Here is a 17,824-nt window from a genome sequence, read left to right as displayed (position 1 = left end):
TTTTCACCTTATGCTTCTGGATAAAGGTCTGTTGATAAATATCGTTCCCCTGTATCCGGGAATAGTACAACTATACTTTTATTTTTATTCTCTGGCCTTTTTGCAATTTGCACTGCTGCATATGCAGCAGCACCAGACGAAATACCGACTAATAATCCTTCGGATTTAGCTAAAAAACGAGCTGTTTCAAATGCATCTTCATTTCTCACCTGTACGATCTCATCAACTACAGATCTATTAAAATTGTCGGGAACAAACCCGGCACCAATTCCTTGAATGGTATGCACTCCTTTAGTTCCTCCAGAAAGTACCGGGGAATCCGAAGGCTCTACAGCTATAATTTCCACATTTTCTTTTCTTTGTTTAAGTGCTTCGCCAACTCCTGATATGGTTCCGCCTGTACCAACACCACCAATAAAAATATCCACTTTACCTTCAGTATCTCTCCAAATCTCCTCTGCGGTTGTTACCTTATGTACTTGTGGATTTGCTGGATTTTTAAACTGTTGAGGTATAAATGAATTAGGGATTGTAGCCGCAATTTCTTCAGCCTTTTTGATGGCTCCAGACATTCCTTCTGTGGCGGGTGTAAGAACTAGTTCTGCTCCCAGAGCGATCAACAGCTTCCTACGTTCTACACTGAAACTCTCAGGTAGTGTTATGATTAATCTGTATCCTAATGCTGCAGCTGCAAAAGCAAGTCCTACACCTGTATTTCCGCTAGTCGGTTCTATTATCACTGAATTTTGGTTAATTAACCCCTTCTCTTCAGCATCTTTAATCATTCCATATCCGATTCTATCTTTTACACTACCTGCTGGATTAAAGTATTCCAATTTAGCAATGATCTTCGCCTCGACTTGATACTTTCTCGCAAAATTAGAAAGCTCCAATAGCGGTGTATTTCCAATCAGATCTGTGAGATTCTTTGCGATATTAGTCATGATCATACCTCCAAAATACATTTCCAACTAAATTAGTTGGTTTTAATATCACGTTATCATGTATGGTAAAATAATACAACTATTGAACTTCTATTTTACGACATAGGAAAGCAAAAGCTATTAGATTGAGCGTGAATCTTTGTTATAAAGTCCCCCTCTAAAAATAGAATTCAAAGTTCCAATACTGTTATGAGCTCGTCATGGCACACTTCACCATTTTCATGGAATCCTAAGCTCTCATATACCTTTTTGGCAGCCAAGTTATCAGGACTATATGGAATCCAACAATAACGTGCAGGTCCAGCTGGGAAAGTTCGAATAAACTCCAATATTTTCTTTAATGCTTCCCGGCCATAGCCCATGCTTTGGTGCTGCTTGTCAATCATCAGTCGCAAAATACAATAGCTATTGTCAGCAATCACAGGAAGATCATAACCCGTGATTCCGTAAGTTATCATTACAAAACCTACAGGCTGCTCATCTGCGTAAATGGCAAGTGGAAACGGTGAGCCGCCATTGGTTGCAAGAATATAACACGATGCAACACTTGAAAGGTTTGATGCAACATATTGTCGCTGCTCTTCTGAAACTTCCAGGTTAAATATAGAACGTCGGTTATCCAGTGTTATTTTTCTGAGCGTTATCATGCAGACTCTCTCCTCACCAAACATCATAGATTTAAGCGGTTTCAAGATAATACCTAGATACTCTGTTTGATCTTCTTTCTCATATACAAAGCTATTTCTTCGTTTTGGCTATGATTATTTGAATATAGTGATACATCAATTCCTTCAATTTGATAACCACATTGCATGTAAAAATGAATGGCTGGAACGTTCGTATTCTGGGTTTCTAACGTGATCGCTCTGAAGCCTTGTTCCTGGGCAATCTCATTCACTTTATTGATCAACAATCTTCCATATCCTTTTCTTATGTATTTTTCATTAACCTGAAGATGCCATATCATCAGCGTATTATTCCAAGTTTGTGGTTCACAAATTGCGAGCGCTATGATTTTCCCATCTATATATATTCCATAAGAAAATCCCAGTTGTATGATTTCTTCATATCGTTCCAAATCATCTGTGCTGTTCAATTCTTCTTTTTCGTAGATGTCATCTAGATTTATTAACGTTAAAAGCATACTAAAGGAACCTTGTGTCTCCTGTTTGGTAAGCTCATATTTTTGAGTGGATTTATATCCAAAGCTTCCAAGTTGAAGCCAATCATCATTGGATAGATTCTGTATTTTTTTGATCTCCATTACTTCACCCCAGAAATAATATACTTTGCGACTTGTTTATAAGGTTATTGAATTCTTGCTTATATCTCTTCTTTCGACCTTAATTTCCATATTCCTGCATCCTTACTTATTGTTTCCTATCCACAAAATTATGGACTGTCAAAGAAAATAATAATAATCCCGACAGGACAAACCTGGCGGGATTTCGTTTGAATAGATATCGAAAGACGTTTTTAGTTATTACGTAGCAACCACATGCTTCATCTCTTCACTTGCCATAAAGTCAGAACAATTCACGTAATACAAATCATAAATTTGTTCCGTATTGTTTATCAACTTATACACTTCGTGGTATATATCAGTGGCTAATTTGACATAAGGCAATTTCCCAACCGCTTTCTTGGATCGAATGTTTTGTTTTCGAATTTTAAGAAAGACTGTTTCAATTTCACGTTGAAGAAACAACTCAGCGAAAAAGGCTTCCTTTGCTCGTTGATTGTAACCTTTTCCGAAATAAGGGGCTCCAATCCATGTCGCAAGAAAACCTGTCTTATGTTCCATGTGATATAAATCAATGGTTCCGATGGGATGTCCCAGCTCATTAAGGATCGTTCTGGAAATACATGTGTTTTGCTCTTCTTCATCAATCACCTGTTTAGTTGCAAATAAATATTCCTCATAAGATCGGCACTTATGACGAACGTATGGAAAAACAGCGGGGTCCACCATCAAATCATACAGTGAGTGGCATTCGTGCAAGTCTCGTTTTTTCAACATTTAAACGACCACCTAGTCCTTTTAGTTCGCTGAGTCAAACAAACTAAGTATATAAAAGGACGTGTGGAATTTAATGAATTCTATATTGCTTTTATGTAAAATTCATCATAGAAATGTTTTCCAGATTACTTGACTGAACGTAACGAATATCGCCTGTTTACTGTGTGATTTTTGGAATCATTGACCCATCGAAACAACCTCACTATCATCGGTTTAGCTGGTCCACTCATCTTCGCTAACATCATTTCATGCCCATGGATAAATTTTTTGGTTCGAGGAAACATTAATCATACTACTTATCCTTGGGAGTGATGTTATGCTGTACCTTATCAGCTTTGTGCTCATGTTTGCTGGCTTAGCCTGTATCAACATTATTTTTTCATATCAAAGCAAGCATATTGACACTCAGTTCTGGTCCACATTTAAATTCCATCTTTGGATGCTGCCTTTATTTCTAGCCGCTAATCTGAGCGTAGGATACGGCGTCAAGTTTGGAATGAAAGCTGTCAGTCAACTGGGCTATGTCCTGGTCATTGCCAAATGCATAGAAGTGCTCATCTCCATATGGATGGGATACTGGTTCATGAAGGAAGTTCCTTCTTGGAAAACGTGGATTGGACTTGTGGTCATCATCATCGGTGTTGTACTGGTTAAGCAGAAGTAGGAGTAAGTTAAAATGCTTTTTAAAAAACGAATCGATATACAATTTCATCATCATATACTTCTCCGGTCTCTGAAAAACCCATTTTATCATAAAGCTTCCTGGCAACTTCATTCTCTGCACATACCGTTAAATTCAAACACTTGCTATGGACATAGTTCTCTTTTATATAGCTAATTACTGCATCTATCGCTGCTCTTCCATATCCTTTACCTTGATAGCTTACATCGATCATAAAACCATTCAACCAATAGGACCAAGCTGTTGTTTCATCGACTGTGATCATGACAAAACCAACTAAGCTATCCTCCGTGTTATATATGCAAAATGGCATATACTTGTACTCATCCCCATCTGGAAGAATGTGCACCTTCGCTAGGGACTCGGCTACTGATGGAACATAATGATTTTGATTGGCTTGAACTTGTAAGTTTAATGCATCTTTCCAGTTCTCTCTTGTAGTAGGTATTAATCTGATCACAATAATATCACTCGTTCCGTTTCGTTTTTTTAAGATCCGATGGAAGTTCATTTTTAGTTACATTTTGAACAGGATAATCAAGGCTGGCCCACAGCCTGTTAATGATGTTGTCACTGGTTATTCTACCTTTAAATCCGGTGGAAGTTGTGAGTGTTCCTTGCTCATACATATATACAAGTTTGGAGCCATCATTCTTATTAAATATAATGGAATAATCTCCATCCAAAGATAATCCTTTGTCCTTCGGCTTTATTTCACTTAAGTTGGTTAATACGTGGGCGATATCTTTTGTCTCAGTTACATTAATCATTTGGAGATCACCTTCATTAGAAGGTAAAACAAAATTATATATTTCAGCATTAACAACTTCGTCAGGCTTAATTGATATAGTGATTTCCTCTCTTGCTTCAGTTAAAGAAACAATGAAAACAACAATAGCAATACATAAACCAAGTATTAAATAACGCTTTTTCATACTACTTCACCTCTAACGACCACAGCTTGATTCAAGCTGAATCATCTTTCCCATAATTACTTCTATAGCATAAAACGTTCAATTAACTCCAATCACCGAAATGCTTCTCAAGGAACCTTACTTCCTTCTCATAATGAGCCAAATGACCCTCTTCAATCATTTTGATAAAAGCTGTTTCTCCAGACACCGCCCGATCAGATAGTGTGGTACACATGAAATGAATTCGAGAAATCACCCATTCCTTCAGATCTGTCGGCACATCCATACCATAAGCGTTAAAAAATAACGCTATACGTCTTTTCCGCTCAGATGCATGATCCTGTTTATTATATGGACCAACTTCTCTTTCATCTTTACCCGGTGAAAAACCTGCTAATGGGACAGAGGTATACAAGCTGTAAACAATATCCCATAGACGCGGACCAGGCCCTGCCATGTCAAAATCAATGATTCCTACAGGAAGCCGATCTTTAAACACAACGTTATACAATGCAAAATCGTTATGGCAGACTACTTCTTCCTTTGAAGATACCTTTGGGCAGTTATTTAAAGAAACCGTAGATGAAACAAAATCCATTGTAGCATCATGATAGCTTTTTAAAAGCCTCGCTACTTTGTCTAAGGTCTCATCAGACCACATATAACTTTCAATCTCAGGATAGTCATTTCCCGAAACCACACCATTCAGGTAAGAAAGGATTTCTCTGTCCTGCTCATCTACTCCCAAATATCTAGGGGAATGCGCATAGCCCACCTTTTCAAGGTGCTTAAGCAATTCATATACATACGGATTCGGTATAGCGTCACGACGAACTGTGCTACCTACTTTTACAACCTTATTCACATTGCCTCCGTTTAGGGCTTCTTCGTACTCAGGCAAAATGAACCCCTCCTAAGATCTGTTTTGTGTGTACCTATTTGTTTTATCCTTTCTGGGATTCCCAGGGAATCCAGCAATCAATAACACAAATCCGACGAAAAATAAGAAATATACGAGAAAACCCGTGAAACCATTATCACTTGCTGGGATTATCTCGCGTGTTTTCCCACCTGAAGCGTAACCCGCTTCCACTATGGCTGTAGATATTCTCACGGAAATTCTATCTAAGGTTGAAATAAAAATACTGCTAATCATGAGAACCGCACCCAGGATTTTATTGGTATTGTTCATGAGCTGCCTCCTAATTCAAATTGATTCTTATCTTTCAGTCCATGCTGTTCGGATATATCCCAATTTCATGCCAACATGCTCCATATTTCGATGGCTTTGAGATAAAAATGAACATTGCCCTACCACCAGATTACATTCCTTATTCAAGGCTTCCGTTATTCTTCTATTCAAAAGCTGCTGATGTACACCCTGATTTCTAAACTCAGGTAATGTTGCTGCAAAGGTTAAGGATGCCTTTTGATTTTTAATAAACAGAACACTTACCGCTGCAGGGATGTCATTGACATATGCGATGTAAAATTTCCAACCTGGACGGTGATAAAGAACCTTATTATTCTGGGCGACGTAAGGGATACCGTCATCCGACAAACCGGCCCCCCTGCAATGAATGGTCGCGTATAGCTCGAATTGATCCTCTTCAAGTTCTTGAATTTGGATATGATCTGAGTGATTCTTTTTTTCTTCTGGTTTGATGATCAGAGATGAATGAAATCCCGATGTATACATGCCTAAGTCGGTTAAACGTTTCAAGAAGTTCTGATCCACCACAGATGGAATAACTTCGAACTGAACCTTTCGATCACGCTGTCTATAAAAATCAATGATTGCATCCAGGTGTTCCAGATCATTATTTGTTAAGCCCTTCACCGTATTAAACGTGGGCCATGGCATGGTCTTACTGTAGAAACAGACGGCATTTCCAAACTGCTGAATATCAATTCCTTCTGGATTTTTGTCCCGACTCTGTATAGCAAGCATGCGATCTGTCATATAATCGATTTCAGAGAGTTCAATTTCTTTAATTAAATCTATGGATGGAATCAGTCGATTCATGTCTTTACCTCCAAATAAAAGTACGGGAACTCCATTTTAATTCCCATCAAAATAATTCATTACATGGCCTATACTTTACAATGGTTAGATGCTCCCACTCCCTATACAGCTGCTCTTTAGAGAGTATCTTCCACGGGTTGAATATCGTTTGCCCATCTTTATTGAAATATAGTTCTTCTCCCAGATGATATGCTGCATGTTGAATGATCCCATTCTCATCTGTCCATAGGACAACGTCCCCATGATGTAGTTCGTCAGTTAATAACTCCTCGTATTGATACTGTTTTAATTTCTCAAGAAACGTTTTTTGATGTACCCATTCATAGATAAACCACTCCTGTTTCCCTTTGGAGATTGCAAACAAAACTGCTGCGAGGCAATTTGCACCTTGGAAACTAGCAAACGAATTGGCATATGGTTTTAGAAAATCAGGTAGCGACTCAGGTGGCTTCTCACATTCCCCTTTATCCCACCATTCGTAAACCAATGTCGTAAGTATCTGTTCTTTATATGATTTGTTCAGCTTCTCCCACATGAAGCGCTGAAGGATAACATGTCCATCAATCAAATAGCTTGCAGGTATTTCCGTCAAATCATGTACAAATGTAACAGGGAAAACAAGCCCTCTTCCACTTTGCACTTGTGCATTTAATAAAAATCGTTTCTTATCTTCAGGAATGGTTTCTATCCATTCTTTATCCGCAATGATTACATAATCAACGTTCTTAATATTCCAGTACTCATAACCATTCACATAATTCACTTGCCTATAAGTGCTGTGGTTATAGAACTCCTCTTTTGGCATTAATAGTACATCGGTAAAGTCAAATTCATAATCAAGATGTTCTTTTGATAGGAAAAACAAATCTTTGTCCGGCACATAACAATTCATCCACGAAAGTAAAACTTTTTTACTCGGTTTAATTATCAATATGTATTCCTCCACGTTGGGTTTGAAATTTATTCTTTCACCTTATTTCTCACTACTCCGTAGTAAATCAGATCTTCATACCAGTCTTCTTTCTTGACATGATCCATCAGTACTCCTTCTTGTATCATGCCAATTTTCTGTATAACTTGTCCGGACGCCGGGTTAGAAGCAAAGTGCCGCGCGTATACCTTATGATATTTTTTCACATCAAAAGCGAAGTCTAACATGGCTTTAGCTGCTTCCGTTGCATAACCTTTTCCCCAAAACGGCTGACCTACCCAATAAGATAACTCCCCGTTATCGTAACGTTGTTGATTAGATAATGCTATTGCCCCGTATAAATCACCTGTTTCCCTATCACAAATAGCAAATTCATATAATTTATCCGCATTAAAATTTTCTTTATGTTGCTCTATCCAAGACACTGCACAATCTAATGTATATGGGTAGGATAATGTGAGTGTGCTCTTATAAATGTTGTAGTCATTACATAGTCTGGTAACGGTTTCAGCATCTGATTTCGTAAATAATCTTAACAGCAGCCTTTCTGTGGTCATCGTTGTAGTGAGATCGTTGTACACCATACTATCCCCGCCTTTTACATGAAAATGGATCATTGCACCTTCAAAATGACCGATTTCTGTTTATTTCAATTTCATTTTATATACGACTTCACCATCCTGATTTTCCAATTCCTGATCAATAAATCCTATCTTCTCATATAAGGCTCTTGCATGTGCATTATTTTTTTCTACAGTTAGTGAGATGATTTGGCATTGTGGGTGCTTGTTCTTGATGCATTCAAGTATCGTATAAAGTGATTTACTTCCTAATCCTTTTCCTTGATAGTTCTTATCTATTTGAAATCCTCCAATCCAATAATTATCCGTACTAGCTGGTGTGTACGATAAATAGAAAAAACCGAAAGCTTTATCGCCTTCACGCAAAAGATATGGATCAAAAGCTGCATCCCACGGCTTCACGTAGGCATATGCTAAAGATTCGATGACCGTCGGTACAAGATTTACTTGCGTTTCAAGTAAAGATATTGCGATCGCCTCTTCCCAATTCGTTTTATCGATTGGTTCTATAGTAATTGGGTTCATTCAAATATCCCTTTCGTTTGCCGAATTATATTTCGTTGGAGTAGATTAATGAGTTACTTGAGTCCATATTGTTTAGCTATGATTTCAACTGTATCGATTACGTTATATTTTTTAAAATCATTTAAAATAGTTTGTGGTAAATAGTCATATAAATCTGATCTGGTTGCCCACATATACTCGCTATGTTCTTCTGAAAGTATCACTCGGTCATATATTGCTCTGCACAAATATGTCAGTAATACGATCTGTCTATGCGGATCCGTAAAAAAAGTAGTAGCAAATAGTAACTTCTCAACACTCACTTTAAGCCCAGCTTCTTCTTTCACTTCACGAGCCAAAGATTCTTCTAATTCTTCTCCAAAATCGATCTTTCCACCAACGGTTTCCCAGGTCCCAGCGGCAACTTCATCTGCACCTGAACGTTTTAATATCAATACCCTGCCTTTATTTTCAATGACTCCCTTAACCACAACAACGATGTTGTTTTTCAAGATACCTTCATGTGAACCCACAGTTTTTATCACCCATCTCTACGGACCGTTCCAAATGAAATCTTCATGCTGGCTGCATAAGTCAACCAAGATTCATTAACAAATACTTTGGAAAATGTTAATTCCGCTTCATACTGCGCCTTTGCTTCATTTTGCGTTAAGCCCCGAGTTGATAATCGTTTGGTTACCTCTACTGAATCGCCAGGATCCTGTCCTATACCATCTTCTTTAATTGAGTGATAGAGAATGTTTTTTTGGGTAGAGTCCATGTTTTGATCTAGAAAGTTGACCTTATCACTCATTCTACATTCCACATTCGTTAATCCCAATTGACTCATTAATATAGGTAATCGCATTCCAATATTTCCATCTTTACCTGTACGTATATGATCTTGTTCAAATAATCTCTGTAAAACGCCTAGTTTAATGATTTCACTTTGTTCAACGCCCTCCACATGATAGTTCGCCATACTCCCAATCCAATGAGGTTCAAAACAGATGATTCTTCCACCCTCCAGTACACTTTCAATCATCTTTTGGAGTATTTTCACAGAGTCATCCATATGTAATAAAAAAGCATGACTCAATGCAATGTCATACTTCCTCTTCAATACAACGTCTTCTATATCCCAAGTAATAAACTCTGTTTCATAGGGAAGTTGGGAGAAGATCGTCTTAGCTTCATTGATTAATGTTTCACCCTTATCTACTCCAGTGTAGGTTGACCCTTTTGGTAACAAAGGCAGCAGTTTAAGACCCAAATAACCAAACCCACACCCATAATCGATAACGCTTACAGGTTTATCTATCTTCCAAACAAAATGCACTAAAAATTGAAGGTAATCGTCATTATAGTAAAGCCATCTCGTATTTTTAAGGTATTCAATTTTATTATCCCAATAATATTCAGACATTCGATTATGCTCCTTATAGTTTCTTTTGTAGCAATACTTCTTCCGTTCTGGCATAGTTTGATTTTTCGTATGTCTTTATAGCCCTTTCATTACTTTGGCCTGTCAGAATTTTTACACTGGTAACACCTCGTGCTTTGAGTTCCTCCTCTATAAAAGCAATTAGTAACGTAGCTAATCCTCTTCTCCGGGCAACTTCGGTAATATACATTTCTGTGATTTCTCCCTGGAGTGCACGATAACAAAAAGATTTAAAATATTGAGCACAAGCGAATCCAACTGCCTGATCGTCAATCACAGCTAGAGCAATCAACTCATTAGATAAAGCAAGGCTATCTATTACTTCTTCTACGGATGTACCTATGCCATTAAAAGCATCATTGAGCTTAAGAAGGTCCTCTGCATCATTTTCGTTCGCCCAACGTATATGAATGTTCTCTTCTTTCATCACGTGACCTCCAATAATAACAGTGTACAGAAATTAATGATCCGGATAGGTTTCTTTCAAGAACTTGATGGATTGGTTGATCAACGCTTGTAATACATCTAAATTGATATCTGCAACTTTATTGACGTATACACATGCTTTTCCTGTCGTATGTTTTCCAAAGTCCTTTAATAGATTCTCTCGTTCTGCATCACCTGTAGCAAAATACAAACTGATTTTTGCTTTTCGAGGAGAAAAGCCCACCAGTGGTGCATCTCCTTCATGACCAGATTCATATTTATAATGATAGGAGCCGAATCCAATAATACTCGGTCCCCACATCTTTGCTTTATACCCTGTTGTTTCAGTGAAAATATCCAATAGTTGATACGCGTCTTCACGCTTTTTGGGATTCTCAACACTTTCAATAAATTCAATGACACTTTTGTCTGTTTCTTTTGTTTTAAGTTTATACATTGATAAAATCCCCCTTCATGTCTTTCGTAGCTTTGACGCAGGAAAAAGACTTAATATCAGACCAACAATCAGAAACAATATCCATTGTGCGTAACTAATGATTAGAATCAGTTCCCAAAAGCTTGCTGGCCCGGAGTTTGGTTCATCACTGTAGGGATAGTCAAAAATAGCTGGTATTACTCCAAGGGCTATAAAAATTATCCCGATGATCAAAGAAAGAAAATAAACAGCTCTCTTCAATGTCATCACGCCCTCAAATAATCAGGAAGTCTTATCATGAAGCGTTCACTATTTCTATTAAATTGATATTGTTCATATAATTCATGTGCATCCAATGTTCCGAGTAACCCCATTAAATCTTTAAAGCGATCCGATTGTGTAATCACTTCAATTAGTTTCTTACCAAATCCTTGGCCCCTATATTCCTCATGAATAAAAACATCACAAAGCCAATACATTGTCGCATCATCTGTGACAACCCTTGCAAAACCAACTTGAATTTCTTCCTTATAAATCCCAAAACGTACTGAAGAATGTATGGACTTCTCAATTTTTTCATCGGATCTCTTATTGGCCCAATAGCTTCTAGCTAAGAAACCCTTTACCGCATGGATATCCATAAGTTCTTTGTTTTCACTGATAAGATATTCTCCATATATAAAATCCATCAATCCCAGCTCCTCTCAAAATCCTTGATGATTCAAGTAATACTTAATTCCAGCACGATCAACATCAGAAAAATCTAATGGATTCTCCATTAATAAATCTCAACTGCTCATCAGTTTCAATGTTTTGACCTTTTTTTGATAACCTAAGTCATTCGTTTTTCATAAATCACAATTGTCATCTTGTCGTTAATTTGTTTCGTATCTCCCTTCTGTCTATATCCTAATTTCTCATAAAGGTAACAATTCCTCTGCTCTTCTGAGATTGTAGCCAACTCCCATATTCTCGCATCGCTATACCTATCTTCAATTATTGAAAATACTTTTTGTGCAATCCCTCTCCCTTGATAGTCGGGTAAAATAAATATAGGGCTTACTCGATAGATTTTATTCTCTTTTTTTACTATTCTAATGGCCCCCACAGGAATATTTGCTTCTCTTATTAGGTAATAATCTGTATAGCTTTGATTTATTCGATCTTCTATTTGTTCTACCGTTTGATTTGCTGGGCTTGTTTCATAGTCTTTATATTTATTTAAAAGAGGCATGAATGCTTCTATTTGCATTTCGTGAATGATTGAAGCTTCTTTAAGTCCTGCTTTGGATAATGAGATTTCCATTTCATATCATCCTCCGTTATTAAAGCTAATTTAGTGTTTTGCTTCTATGTTAGTTCCCAACAATACACGTATAATATGCGGTTTCGTTCTTCTTGAATGCATTCTAAATCTTTAACTTCATTTGTATAGTTATTATTTTTTGTTCATCTAAATTCGTTATTCGCATATCGATGGGTTCAAATCCTTGCTTGTGATAAAATGCTAGTCCTCTTGAATTCGTGCTATGACATGATAATAATAAGTGTTTAACTTTATAAATCGATTTTGCCTTCATTATCATCGTTTCCAACAAATAATTAGCAGCACCTTTTCCTCTAAAATCCTTGGATACAATAACGTTGTCTAACCAACATACTTCTTTCTTTATTTCTAGAGTTACGACTGTCGAATTTTTTTTAAAGCGTTTGCATTTTTTCTAATTAGATCTTCGATTTCACGACACATCACTTATTCTTCATCAATATAATTTAAAACGTTATTTAAATACATCTCTATAGGTTGTGACGAATCAACACGCAAACATTGAATATCATTAGGTCTCTTACTTTCATTAACATTATTTTTAAACTCTTCTTCAGATGTATCCGAAATCTGACTTATAATCCGTTCTCGATTTTGTAATCTTTTACTTATTTCCTGATAGTCATTCAGGTAACATTCAACGTACTTATAATTAGCATTATACTTCTTACTTAATGACGAACCTCTTTCAATCATCTCAGAATAAAAGCATGGACTATCGAATATTACGTCATAGCCTTGGGAGAGATAAAACTCTATCAGGGCCCAATCAATATTATATGAAGTCATACCTAAAACTTTTAATTCTAAATTACTATCCCCAATGGATTTTAATATGGAAGACTTTGAGATATCATGATCAATAATTATGGCACCTGTTATTTTAGCTATCCGTCTTGAAAGTGTTGACTTACCAGAACCAGGAAATCCCGACATTTGAAGAAAAAACATCTATGAAACCACCTTTCCCTTGGAGATTTCCAATTCATATTTAACTTGCGTTTTACTGTGCCCTTCTATGGTTTCAATCATTTCTTCTATTTCTTTAAATCCACTTTTCTCATAAAATGCCCTTCCTCTATGATTCTCTTTTCCTACCCAGGCAAACAGTTTATTTATTGGGTTTAAAACTTGAATGAATCTCTTAATGAACTCTTTACCTATTCCCATTTTGTGATATTCAGGTCGTATATAGATTCTTAGCAATTCGTATTCTTCTTCATTCACTTGTCTTGTTTGAGCATATCCAACGACTTCGCCATTATATTCAGCTATTAAAAAACTCCGTTTGGCACTTTGAAGCTCTCTCTCGACTGTTCGACTTAAATTCTCAATTGAATATGCTCTACTTAGAAAGTTTTGAATGTAAGCTTCAGAGTATATGCCTTTATAAGTATAATTCCATGTTTCATGAGCTATGGATTGAATGTGTGGGATATCCTCATTTGAAACAAATCTAATTGTAATCATCTGGTTATCCTTCTTTCGATATTAATTAATGAACTTTAAAATCTTGCTTAAGAAATGCATAAATGGCATTATCAACAAATCGATTCTTCCAATAATAATTCCCCTTCAATATGCCTTCTTCTTTGAAGCCGATTTTCTCAAGAACCTTTCTTGATCCCACATTCTCTGGTTCTACAAATGCTTCAATTCGGTTTAAGCCAAGCTTATTGAAGCCATATTCAATTACCTTTTCAACCACCTCAGTCATATAACCTTGATGCCAATATTCTGGTGTTAGTTCATATCCAATGACAGCTTTATAATGATTTTTCATCCATCCATGAAAGCCACATGTTCCAATTACTTTGTTTTCCGACTTCAAAGTGATTCCCCAACGAATAGCTTGACCTGATTCAAATCTTTCATTCCAACTTTGAATTAATTCTTCTGCTTGTTTAATGGTTGTAAAACTCTCCACATCATAAAACTTCGTAACTTCATCCAATGAAAAAGATTGAAATATATCTCTGGAATCATTCTGTGTTAGTTCTCTTAATACAAACCTTTTTGTTTCTAACTTGGGAAACTGCGACATTTAGTTCTCCTTAATGGTTTAAGTAGTTCACTCAGCATCTCTAGGATTCAAATAAATATAATCCATAGAAACTAGGCATCCATCATGTCCTTTAATCAGCAAATTATATGCACTAAGTACTAACCATATTATTACATATATGAAGTAAATCAAGCAAAAAAAAGCAGATGGTTTCTCATCTGCCCTGAAATATGGAGAAAGTCGTGCAACTGATTTAAAATCCCCCTCCATGCTCTTGATCTTAATTTTCCTCGACTGCCAATCTCCAGTCGTTACATCGTATGATATTCCCAATAGGATATTCAAAATCACACTCGCCAATATACGAAAAGCCCAGCTTGCGACAAATGGCATTTGAAGCGGGATTCTTGGTTTTAGGAAAAGCGTGAATGAATTTATGTTTCTTCTTTTCAGAACGGATAGAAGCTATGGCTTTTGCTGTTGCTTCTGTTGCTATTCCTCTACCTTGATAATCCGATAAAACACTCCAACCTATCTCGTAAATAGATTCTTCTTTCCAGGTCTGATCCCAATACCCTACACTACCCACGACTTCAAGATGCGGAAGCAAGAGGATCTTAAACATTTTCCCTGTTCCATTTTGTGCGATTTCATAATAGCGCTTATGACGATCTAGGATTTTCTCCTCAGTCTCTGGTCCTCCGAAGTGTACTGTCATCTCAGGCGAATTTAATTGGCGAAGCAAATCTAAATCTCCTTCGTCCCATAGTTCAATTCTTACCTCTGGCGCATTCCTTTGTTCCATCTCACTCACCTCACTGTTTTTATTTGTAACCAAATTTAGAGGAAGAGACTTACTATTCTCAGTTCAATTATATCAGAACATATATTCTTATTCAGTAAAAATTTATCATTATCTTTTAAATGGAATGCCTGATATCTTTTAAGCCAAGTTCACGGTTTATAGATCTTCTATGTACTTACAGACCAAATCCCCAAATGTTTTGATATCCTCAAGATAGTCGTACCCTAACGGATTTTGTCCAGTCTGATTATACATTCTTACCGCAACAGTTTTACACTTAGGAATGACAAGACAGGCACATCCAGTGGCGCCCAGAGACTGGAAAGAACCGTGTGGAAGTTTATCACCTAATTCTGTAAAAGACCGTGGTTGATCTTGCACAAACCAAAAAAAACCGTTTCTCGGCAATTGTTGTTCCAGATCAGGAGGACTAATTATAGTGGTTGTCTGCTCAAATATTTCTTTAGGAAGTATCTGATTCCCGTTTATAGCTCCCTTATTCAAATGCAGATAACCCCAATATGCTAGTTCCTTTGTGCTCATAAATAAGTTGGCCTGGTTACCTTGATCATCCTTATATTGTTCATTGAGCCATACTAATTTTTCATTATTTTCCTTCCTCCATCCTGTTTGGTTAAAGCCCATAGGTGAGAATAAACGCTCTTCGAGTAATTGTGATACAGGGATTTTATATAATTTCCGAATAATCTCGATTAGCAGATTAACACCAGTATTATTGTACTTCCAGTCGGTTCCTTGAAGAAACATTCTATTATGCAGATCACCTAAACCATGAGTGTGGGTTAACAATTGTCGTATTGTTATATGCCTTAGTGCTTCCCTATCTAACTCATTCAAGTAGTCCACAACAAGATCATCTATACTTCTGACCTTACCTTCATGTAATGCAAGACTAATAGCAAATCCTAAAAATGTTTTTCGAACTGAAGCAACATTAAATTGTGATTCCTCATCAACTAATCGACTAGGTTTAGAATTGTCATGTACTCCTGAGTACCATTCATTCACGATACGATCATTATGAATAATATATGTCGCAGCAGCGGTAGCAGATATTTTATTCTTTACCTGTAAGACATAATCATTCAGTTCAATGAATGCTTTATTATTTGATATTTTTAGGTTAAACAATGAAAGGTGCACCTTCTTCACTATGTTTATTGTTGTTGTTTTTTCTTCATGAAATTTTCAAGTTCTTCCCTCGTCTTTGGGTGTAATATTATACTTTCAGATGTCATCATTCTTTCTGGTAAATTAGTTTCTTTAACTTTACGCCCCCATTTTCTTGAGAAAGCCCGCCAGTCACATACCATTTCTATCAAATATTTCTTTGGCATTGGTAAGGCTTCTCTAGTATTTTTATTTACTATCCAATACTCCCAGTGGTGTTTATTATGATTTTGATGGTGCAGCCACGCATTCTTCCATCTCAGCTCGGTATCCTCGTCCTTCTGATTTGAATAGAATTTACGTGCATAAGGAAAAAATTCGTGAGGAGAGAATTTAGACATGTCATGGATTATCCCCTGAAGATATAATCCTTCTTTCCAACATTCGATAAGAACGTTTAATTTATGATCCAAAACATAAAGATAATACCGCAAATATACTAGGAGTATAGTGACCATCTCCTTCGGTTTTAAAGTTTTTTACTCAATTTAGAAACAATTGGTATATATCCCCTTCAAAATGAAATTGATAGCTGTTGTCTATACGTATATATCCGTAAATACAATGTTCTCTATTCCTGTAAACAACGCTGGAGAAGTTTTTATTGTCTTTGTTACCTTCTGCAACCAATAATCGGTTTCCCTCACATGCCAAAACAATTCCAATATGATCATGAGAATTATCGGATAGAAGCTTTTCAAAAATGACAATATCGCCACGCTTTGGTTTAAAACCCTGGTATCCATCTTGATATAAAAAATTTGTTTCAGGTAGCTGAGCCCAATCTAACCAGGCGCCAACCCCAGCTAATCGATAACTGTGATTCGGGTATCGAATAGGGAGTATGATGCCAGCCTGCATACAGCAATGATATACGAATGCGGCACACCAATTTGATTCCAGTACTTTATAGATATCCGAGTCAGGCCAGTACTTGCATATTTCCCGATAGCCTTCATCCTCTGGAATTCCCATAACCCTTTGAACTGCAAGCGTTTCCGCAATTTCAGCCAACTTAAGACGTCTATCTTCAGTTCCTTTGATTATCGTTTCTCTGTTAATCTTGTGCTTTGCCTCTACGTGTTCTATTGGAATCCCTAATTCAACAAGACCTTTTTGTAATCTATTTATCTCAATATCAGAAAAAAACTCTCCTCCGGATTCTGAACGTACATCTGTATAAGTATGGCATCTTTAATAATTTCTTCATATGGTCCATGGACCTGATGTTTATCGTTTTGATAAAAGATCGATCGAAGAATGACATTTAGCTCTTCGTTGGTAAAGATTTGGGTGCTACGCAAAATCGGTCTTACCGAATCTGCACTGTTAAGGCCAGGGAAGTATTTTATGCCGGTTTTATAGAAATAAAAATCATGGAGCAACCCTGCGATCGCAGCAATTTCCGAATTTTGTTCTCTTCGTATGGCAAGTAAAGAAGCCAAGCTAGAAACCCCGAAAAGATTAAACAATGCTTCTTCATTCTTGGAGGTTTTCTCTATAGTATGTAGCGTTTCAAGAACAAGAGTACGAACAAGTTCAACCCGTTTAAGCTTTTTATGTGAAATCAAACTTTCGCCTCCTGTCA

The 17,824-nt window shown here is 36.8% G+C and carries 28 protein-coding genes; 1 reads left to right on the top strand and 27 read right to left on the bottom strand.

The features are described from left to right. Positions 1–8: 8 nt before the first annotated feature. The 4 genes from cysK to PTQ21_RS17410 all read right to left on the bottom strand — a co-directional run bounded on the left by cysK (position 9) and on the right by PTQ21_RS17410 (position 2,964). Positions 9–944 (bottom strand): cysteine synthase A, encoded by a 936-nt coding sequence (gene cysK / locus PTQ21_RS17425; protein WP_274566488.1) that lies wholly within the window; start codon positions 942–944, stop codon positions 9–11. A gap of 170 nt (positions 945–1,114) precedes the next feature. After that, a complete protein-coding gene (locus PTQ21_RS17420; protein ID WP_269055567.1) occupies positions 1,115–1,591 on the bottom strand; it encodes a GNAT family N-acetyltransferase in 477 nt (158 codons plus the stop codon). Between the two features lie 53 nt (positions 1,592–1,644). Next, on the bottom strand, positions 1,645–2,208 hold the full coding sequence (locus tag PTQ21_RS17415) for a GNAT family N-acetyltransferase (protein WP_072732477.1): 564 nt from the start codon (positions 2,206–2,208) through the stop codon (positions 1,645–1,647). Between the two features lie 219 nt (positions 2,209–2,427). After that, on the bottom strand, positions 2,428–2,964 hold the full coding sequence (locus tag PTQ21_RS17410; RefSeq protein ID WP_274566487.1) for a GNAT family N-acetyltransferase: 537 nt from the start codon (positions 2,962–2,964) through the stop codon (positions 2,428–2,430). A 316-nt stretch (positions 2,965–3,280) separates the two neighbouring features. On the opposite strand from PTQ21_RS17410, the gene PTQ21_RS17405 reads away from it, so the two are divergent. Further along, positions 3,281–3,628, top strand: coding sequence for a hypothetical protein (locus PTQ21_RS17405; RefSeq protein ID WP_063563286.1), 348 nt, complete (start codon positions 3,281–3,283; stop codon positions 3,626–3,628). A gap of 19 nt (positions 3,629–3,647) precedes the next feature. Here PTQ21_RS17405 and PTQ21_RS17400 read toward each other — a convergent pair whose 3' ends face one another. From PTQ21_RS17400 to PTQ21_RS17290, 23 genes are all read right to left on the bottom strand, one after another. Further along, positions 3,648–4,106, bottom strand: a complete 459-nt coding sequence (locus PTQ21_RS17400) for a GNAT family N-acetyltransferase (RefSeq protein ID WP_338020280.1) — start codon at positions 4,104–4,106, stop codon at positions 3,648–3,650. A 7-nt stretch (positions 4,107–4,113) separates the two neighbouring features. Next, the gene (locus PTQ21_RS17395; protein WP_090949245.1) at positions 4,114–4,581 is read right to left on the bottom strand and encodes a hypothetical protein; all 468 of its coding nucleotides are present in this window, start codon (positions 4,579–4,581) and stop codon (positions 4,114–4,116) included. 82 nt (positions 4,582–4,663) lie between these two features. Further along, on the bottom strand, positions 4,664–5,461 hold the full coding sequence (locus PTQ21_RS17390) for an aminoglycoside phosphotransferase family protein (RefSeq protein WP_090805571.1): 798 nt from the start codon (positions 5,459–5,461) through the stop codon (positions 4,664–4,666). A gap of 12 nt (positions 5,462–5,473) precedes the next feature. Continuing rightward, positions 5,474–5,752 carry a hypothetical protein gene (locus PTQ21_RS17385; protein ID WP_063563283.1) on the bottom strand — a complete coding sequence of 93 codons (279 nt, stop codon included), beginning with the start codon at positions 5,750–5,752 and terminating at the stop codon, positions 5,474–5,476. A 27-nt stretch (positions 5,753–5,779) separates the two neighbouring features. Beyond that, entirely contained in the window at positions 5,780–6,586 is an 807-nt protein-coding gene (locus PTQ21_RS17380) for a GNAT family N-acetyltransferase (RefSeq protein WP_274566482.1), read from the bottom strand. A gap of 46 nt (positions 6,587–6,632) precedes the next feature. Next, positions 6,633–7,517 (bottom strand): hypothetical protein, encoded by an 885-nt coding sequence (locus PTQ21_RS17375; protein WP_274566481.1) that lies wholly within the window; start codon positions 7,515–7,517, stop codon positions 6,633–6,635. A 29-nt stretch (positions 7,518–7,546) separates the two neighbouring features. Next, positions 7,547–8,074, bottom strand: coding sequence for a GNAT family N-acetyltransferase (locus tag PTQ21_RS17370; protein WP_420800334.1), 528 nt, complete (start codon positions 8,072–8,074; stop codon positions 7,547–7,549). An 87-nt stretch (positions 8,075–8,161) separates the two neighbouring features. Then, the gene (locus PTQ21_RS17365; protein ID WP_274566480.1) at positions 8,162–8,623 is read right to left on the bottom strand and encodes a GNAT family N-acetyltransferase; all 462 of its coding nucleotides are present in this window, start codon (positions 8,621–8,623) and stop codon (positions 8,162–8,164) included. A gap of 53 nt (positions 8,624–8,676) precedes the next feature. Then, positions 8,677–9,114: an NUDIX hydrolase gene (locus tag PTQ21_RS17360; RefSeq protein WP_274566478.1), complete on the bottom strand. Its 438-nt coding sequence runs from the start codon at positions 9,112–9,114 to the stop codon at positions 8,677–8,679. 29 nt (positions 9,115–9,143) lie between these two features. Next, entirely contained in the window at positions 9,144–10,028 is an 885-nt protein-coding gene (locus PTQ21_RS17355; RefSeq protein WP_274566477.1) for a class I SAM-dependent methyltransferase, read from the bottom strand. A gap of 13 nt (positions 10,029–10,041) precedes the next feature. Beyond that, a complete protein-coding gene (locus tag PTQ21_RS17350) occupies positions 10,042–10,473 on the bottom strand; it encodes a GNAT family N-acetyltransferase (protein WP_090805557.1) in 432 nt (143 codons plus the stop codon). A 33-nt stretch (positions 10,474–10,506) separates the two neighbouring features. Beyond that, the gene (locus tag PTQ21_RS17345; protein WP_274566476.1) at positions 10,507–10,929 is read right to left on the bottom strand and encodes a DUF1801 domain-containing protein; all 423 of its coding nucleotides are present in this window, start codon (positions 10,927–10,929) and stop codon (positions 10,507–10,509) included. 245 nt (positions 10,930–11,174) lie between these two features. Beyond that, positions 11,175–11,597 carry a GNAT family N-acetyltransferase gene (locus PTQ21_RS17340; protein WP_274566475.1) on the bottom strand — a complete coding sequence of 141 codons (423 nt, stop codon included), beginning with the start codon at positions 11,595–11,597 and terminating at the stop codon, positions 11,175–11,177. A 143-nt stretch (positions 11,598–11,740) separates the two neighbouring features. Then, on the bottom strand, positions 11,741–12,214 hold the full coding sequence (locus PTQ21_RS17335; protein ID WP_274566474.1) for a GNAT family N-acetyltransferase: 474 nt from the start codon (positions 12,212–12,214) through the stop codon (positions 11,741–11,743). A gap of 103 nt (positions 12,215–12,317) precedes the next feature. Further along, a complete protein-coding gene (locus PTQ21_RS17330) occupies positions 12,318–12,548 on the bottom strand; it encodes a GNAT family N-acetyltransferase (protein ID WP_274570519.1) in 231 nt (76 codons plus the stop codon). A gap of 113 nt (positions 12,549–12,661) precedes the next feature. Beyond that, positions 12,662–13,186: a P-loop nucleotide/nucleoside kinase family protein gene (locus PTQ21_RS17325; RefSeq protein WP_274566473.1), complete on the bottom strand. Its 525-nt coding sequence runs from the start codon at positions 13,184–13,186 to the stop codon at positions 12,662–12,664. After that, the gene (locus PTQ21_RS17320) at positions 13,187–13,705 is read right to left on the bottom strand and encodes a GNAT family N-acetyltransferase (RefSeq protein WP_063563267.1); all 519 of its coding nucleotides are present in this window, start codon (positions 13,703–13,705) and stop codon (positions 13,187–13,189) included. Between the two features lie 25 nt (positions 13,706–13,730). Further along, entirely contained in the window at positions 13,731–14,279 is a 549-nt protein-coding gene (locus PTQ21_RS17315; RefSeq protein WP_274566472.1) for a GNAT family N-acetyltransferase, read from the bottom strand. 241 nt (positions 14,280–14,520) lie between these two features. Then, entirely contained in the window at positions 14,521–15,045 is a 525-nt protein-coding gene (locus PTQ21_RS17310) for a GNAT family N-acetyltransferase (RefSeq protein WP_274566471.1), read from the bottom strand. Between the two features lie 156 nt (positions 15,046–15,201). Continuing rightward, the gene (locus tag PTQ21_RS17305) at positions 15,202–16,197 is read right to left on the bottom strand and encodes a serine hydrolase domain-containing protein (RefSeq protein WP_274566470.1); all 996 of its coding nucleotides are present in this window, start codon (positions 16,195–16,197) and stop codon (positions 15,202–15,204) included. 26 nt (positions 16,198–16,223) lie between these two features. Further along, positions 16,224–16,694: a DUF5662 family protein gene (locus PTQ21_RS17300; protein WP_090805532.1), complete on the bottom strand. Its 471-nt coding sequence runs from the start codon at positions 16,692–16,694 to the stop codon at positions 16,224–16,226. Positions 16,695–16,719: 25 nt separating this feature from the next. Next, positions 16,720–17,250: a CHAP domain-containing protein gene (locus PTQ21_RS17295; protein WP_274566468.1), complete on the bottom strand. Its 531-nt coding sequence runs from the start codon at positions 17,248–17,250 to the stop codon at positions 16,720–16,722. Between the two features lie 113 nt (positions 17,251–17,363). After that, complete coding sequence (locus PTQ21_RS17290) at positions 17,364–17,807, bottom strand: HD domain-containing protein (protein ID WP_274566467.1); 444 nt, start codon at positions 17,805–17,807, stop codon at positions 17,364–17,366. Positions 17,808–17,824: the final 17 nt, after the last annotated feature.

The sequence above is a fragment of the Paenibacillus marchantiae genome, from assembly GCF_028771845.1.
GTDB classification, from domain to species: domain Bacteria; phylum Bacillota; class Bacilli; order Paenibacillales; family Paenibacillaceae; genus Paenibacillus; species Paenibacillus marchantiae.
The sequence above is the reverse complement of the archived record's forward strand: the minus strand, read 5'-3'. Positions and strand labels throughout refer to the sequence as shown.

Excerpts from the sequence above, each read along its gene's own strand:
- PTQ21_RS17410 (WP_274566487.1), bottom strand. The coding sequence starts at position 2,964 with ATGTTGAAAAAACGAGACTTGCACGAATGCCACTCACTGTATGATTTG.
- PTQ21_RS17310 (WP_274566471.1), bottom strand. The coding sequence starts at position 15,045 with ATGGAACAAAGGAATGCGCCAGAGGTAAGAATTGAACTATGGGACGAA.
- PTQ21_RS17380 (WP_274566482.1), bottom strand. The coding sequence starts at position 6,586 with ATGAATCGACTGATTCCATCCATAGATTTAATTAAAGAAATTGAACTC.
- PTQ21_RS17320 (WP_063563267.1), bottom strand. The coding sequence starts at position 13,705 with ATGATTACAATTAGATTTGTTTCAAATGAGGATATCCCACACATTCAA.
- PTQ21_RS17365 (WP_274566480.1), bottom strand. The coding sequence starts at position 8,623 with ATGAACCCAATTACTATAGAACCAATCGATAAAACGAATTGGGAAGAG.
- PTQ21_RS17405 (WP_063563286.1), top strand. The coding sequence starts at position 3,281 with ATGCTGTACCTTATCAGCTTTGTGCTCATGTTTGCTGGCTTAGCCTGT.
- PTQ21_RS17340 (WP_274566475.1), bottom strand. The coding sequence starts at position 11,597 with ATGGATTTTATATATGGAGAATATCTTATCAGTGAAAACAAAGAACTT.
- PTQ21_RS17325 (WP_274566473.1), bottom strand. The coding sequence starts at position 13,186 with ATGTTTTTTCTTCAAATGTCGGGATTTCCTGGTTCTGGTAAGTCAACA.
- PTQ21_RS17385 (WP_063563283.1), bottom strand. The coding sequence starts at position 5,752 with ATGAACAATACCAATAAAATCCTGGGTGCGGTTCTCATGATTAGCAGT.
- PTQ21_RS17355 (WP_274566477.1), bottom strand. The coding sequence starts at position 10,028 with ATGTCTGAATATTATTGGGATAATAAAATTGAATACCTTAAAAATACG.
- PTQ21_RS17345 (WP_274566476.1), bottom strand. The coding sequence starts at position 10,929 with ATGTATAAACTTAAAACAAAAGAAACAGACAAAAGTGTCATTGAATTT.
- PTQ21_RS17370 (WP_420800334.1), bottom strand. The coding sequence starts at position 8,074 with ATGACCACAGAAAGGCTGCTGTTAAGATTATTTACGAAATCAGATGCT.
- PTQ21_RS17335 (WP_274566474.1), bottom strand. The coding sequence starts at position 12,214 with ATGGAAATCTCATTATCCAAAGCAGGACTTAAAGAAGCTTCAATCATT.
- PTQ21_RS17300 (WP_090805532.1), bottom strand. The coding sequence starts at position 16,694 with ATGGTCACTATACTCCTAGTATATTTGCGGTATTATCTTTATGTTTTG.
- PTQ21_RS17420 (WP_269055567.1), bottom strand. The coding sequence starts at position 1,591 with ATGATAACGCTCAGAAAAATAACACTGGATAACCGACGTTCTATATTT.
- PTQ21_RS17315 (WP_274566472.1), bottom strand. The coding sequence starts at position 14,279 with ATGTCGCAGTTTCCCAAGTTAGAAACAAAAAGGTTTGTATTAAGAGAA.
- PTQ21_RS17395 (WP_090949245.1), bottom strand. The coding sequence starts at position 4,581 with ATGAAAAAGCGTTATTTAATACTTGGTTTATGTATTGCTATTGTTGTT.
- PTQ21_RS17350 (WP_090805557.1), bottom strand. The coding sequence starts at position 10,473 with ATGAAAGAAGAGAACATTCATATACGTTGGGCGAACGAAAATGATGCA.
- cysK (WP_274566488.1), bottom strand. The coding sequence starts at position 944 with ATGACTAATATCGCAAAGAATCTCACAGATCTGATTGGAAATACACCG.
- PTQ21_RS17415 (WP_072732477.1), bottom strand. The coding sequence starts at position 2,208 with ATGGAGATCAAAAAAATACAGAATCTATCCAATGATGATTGGCTTCAA.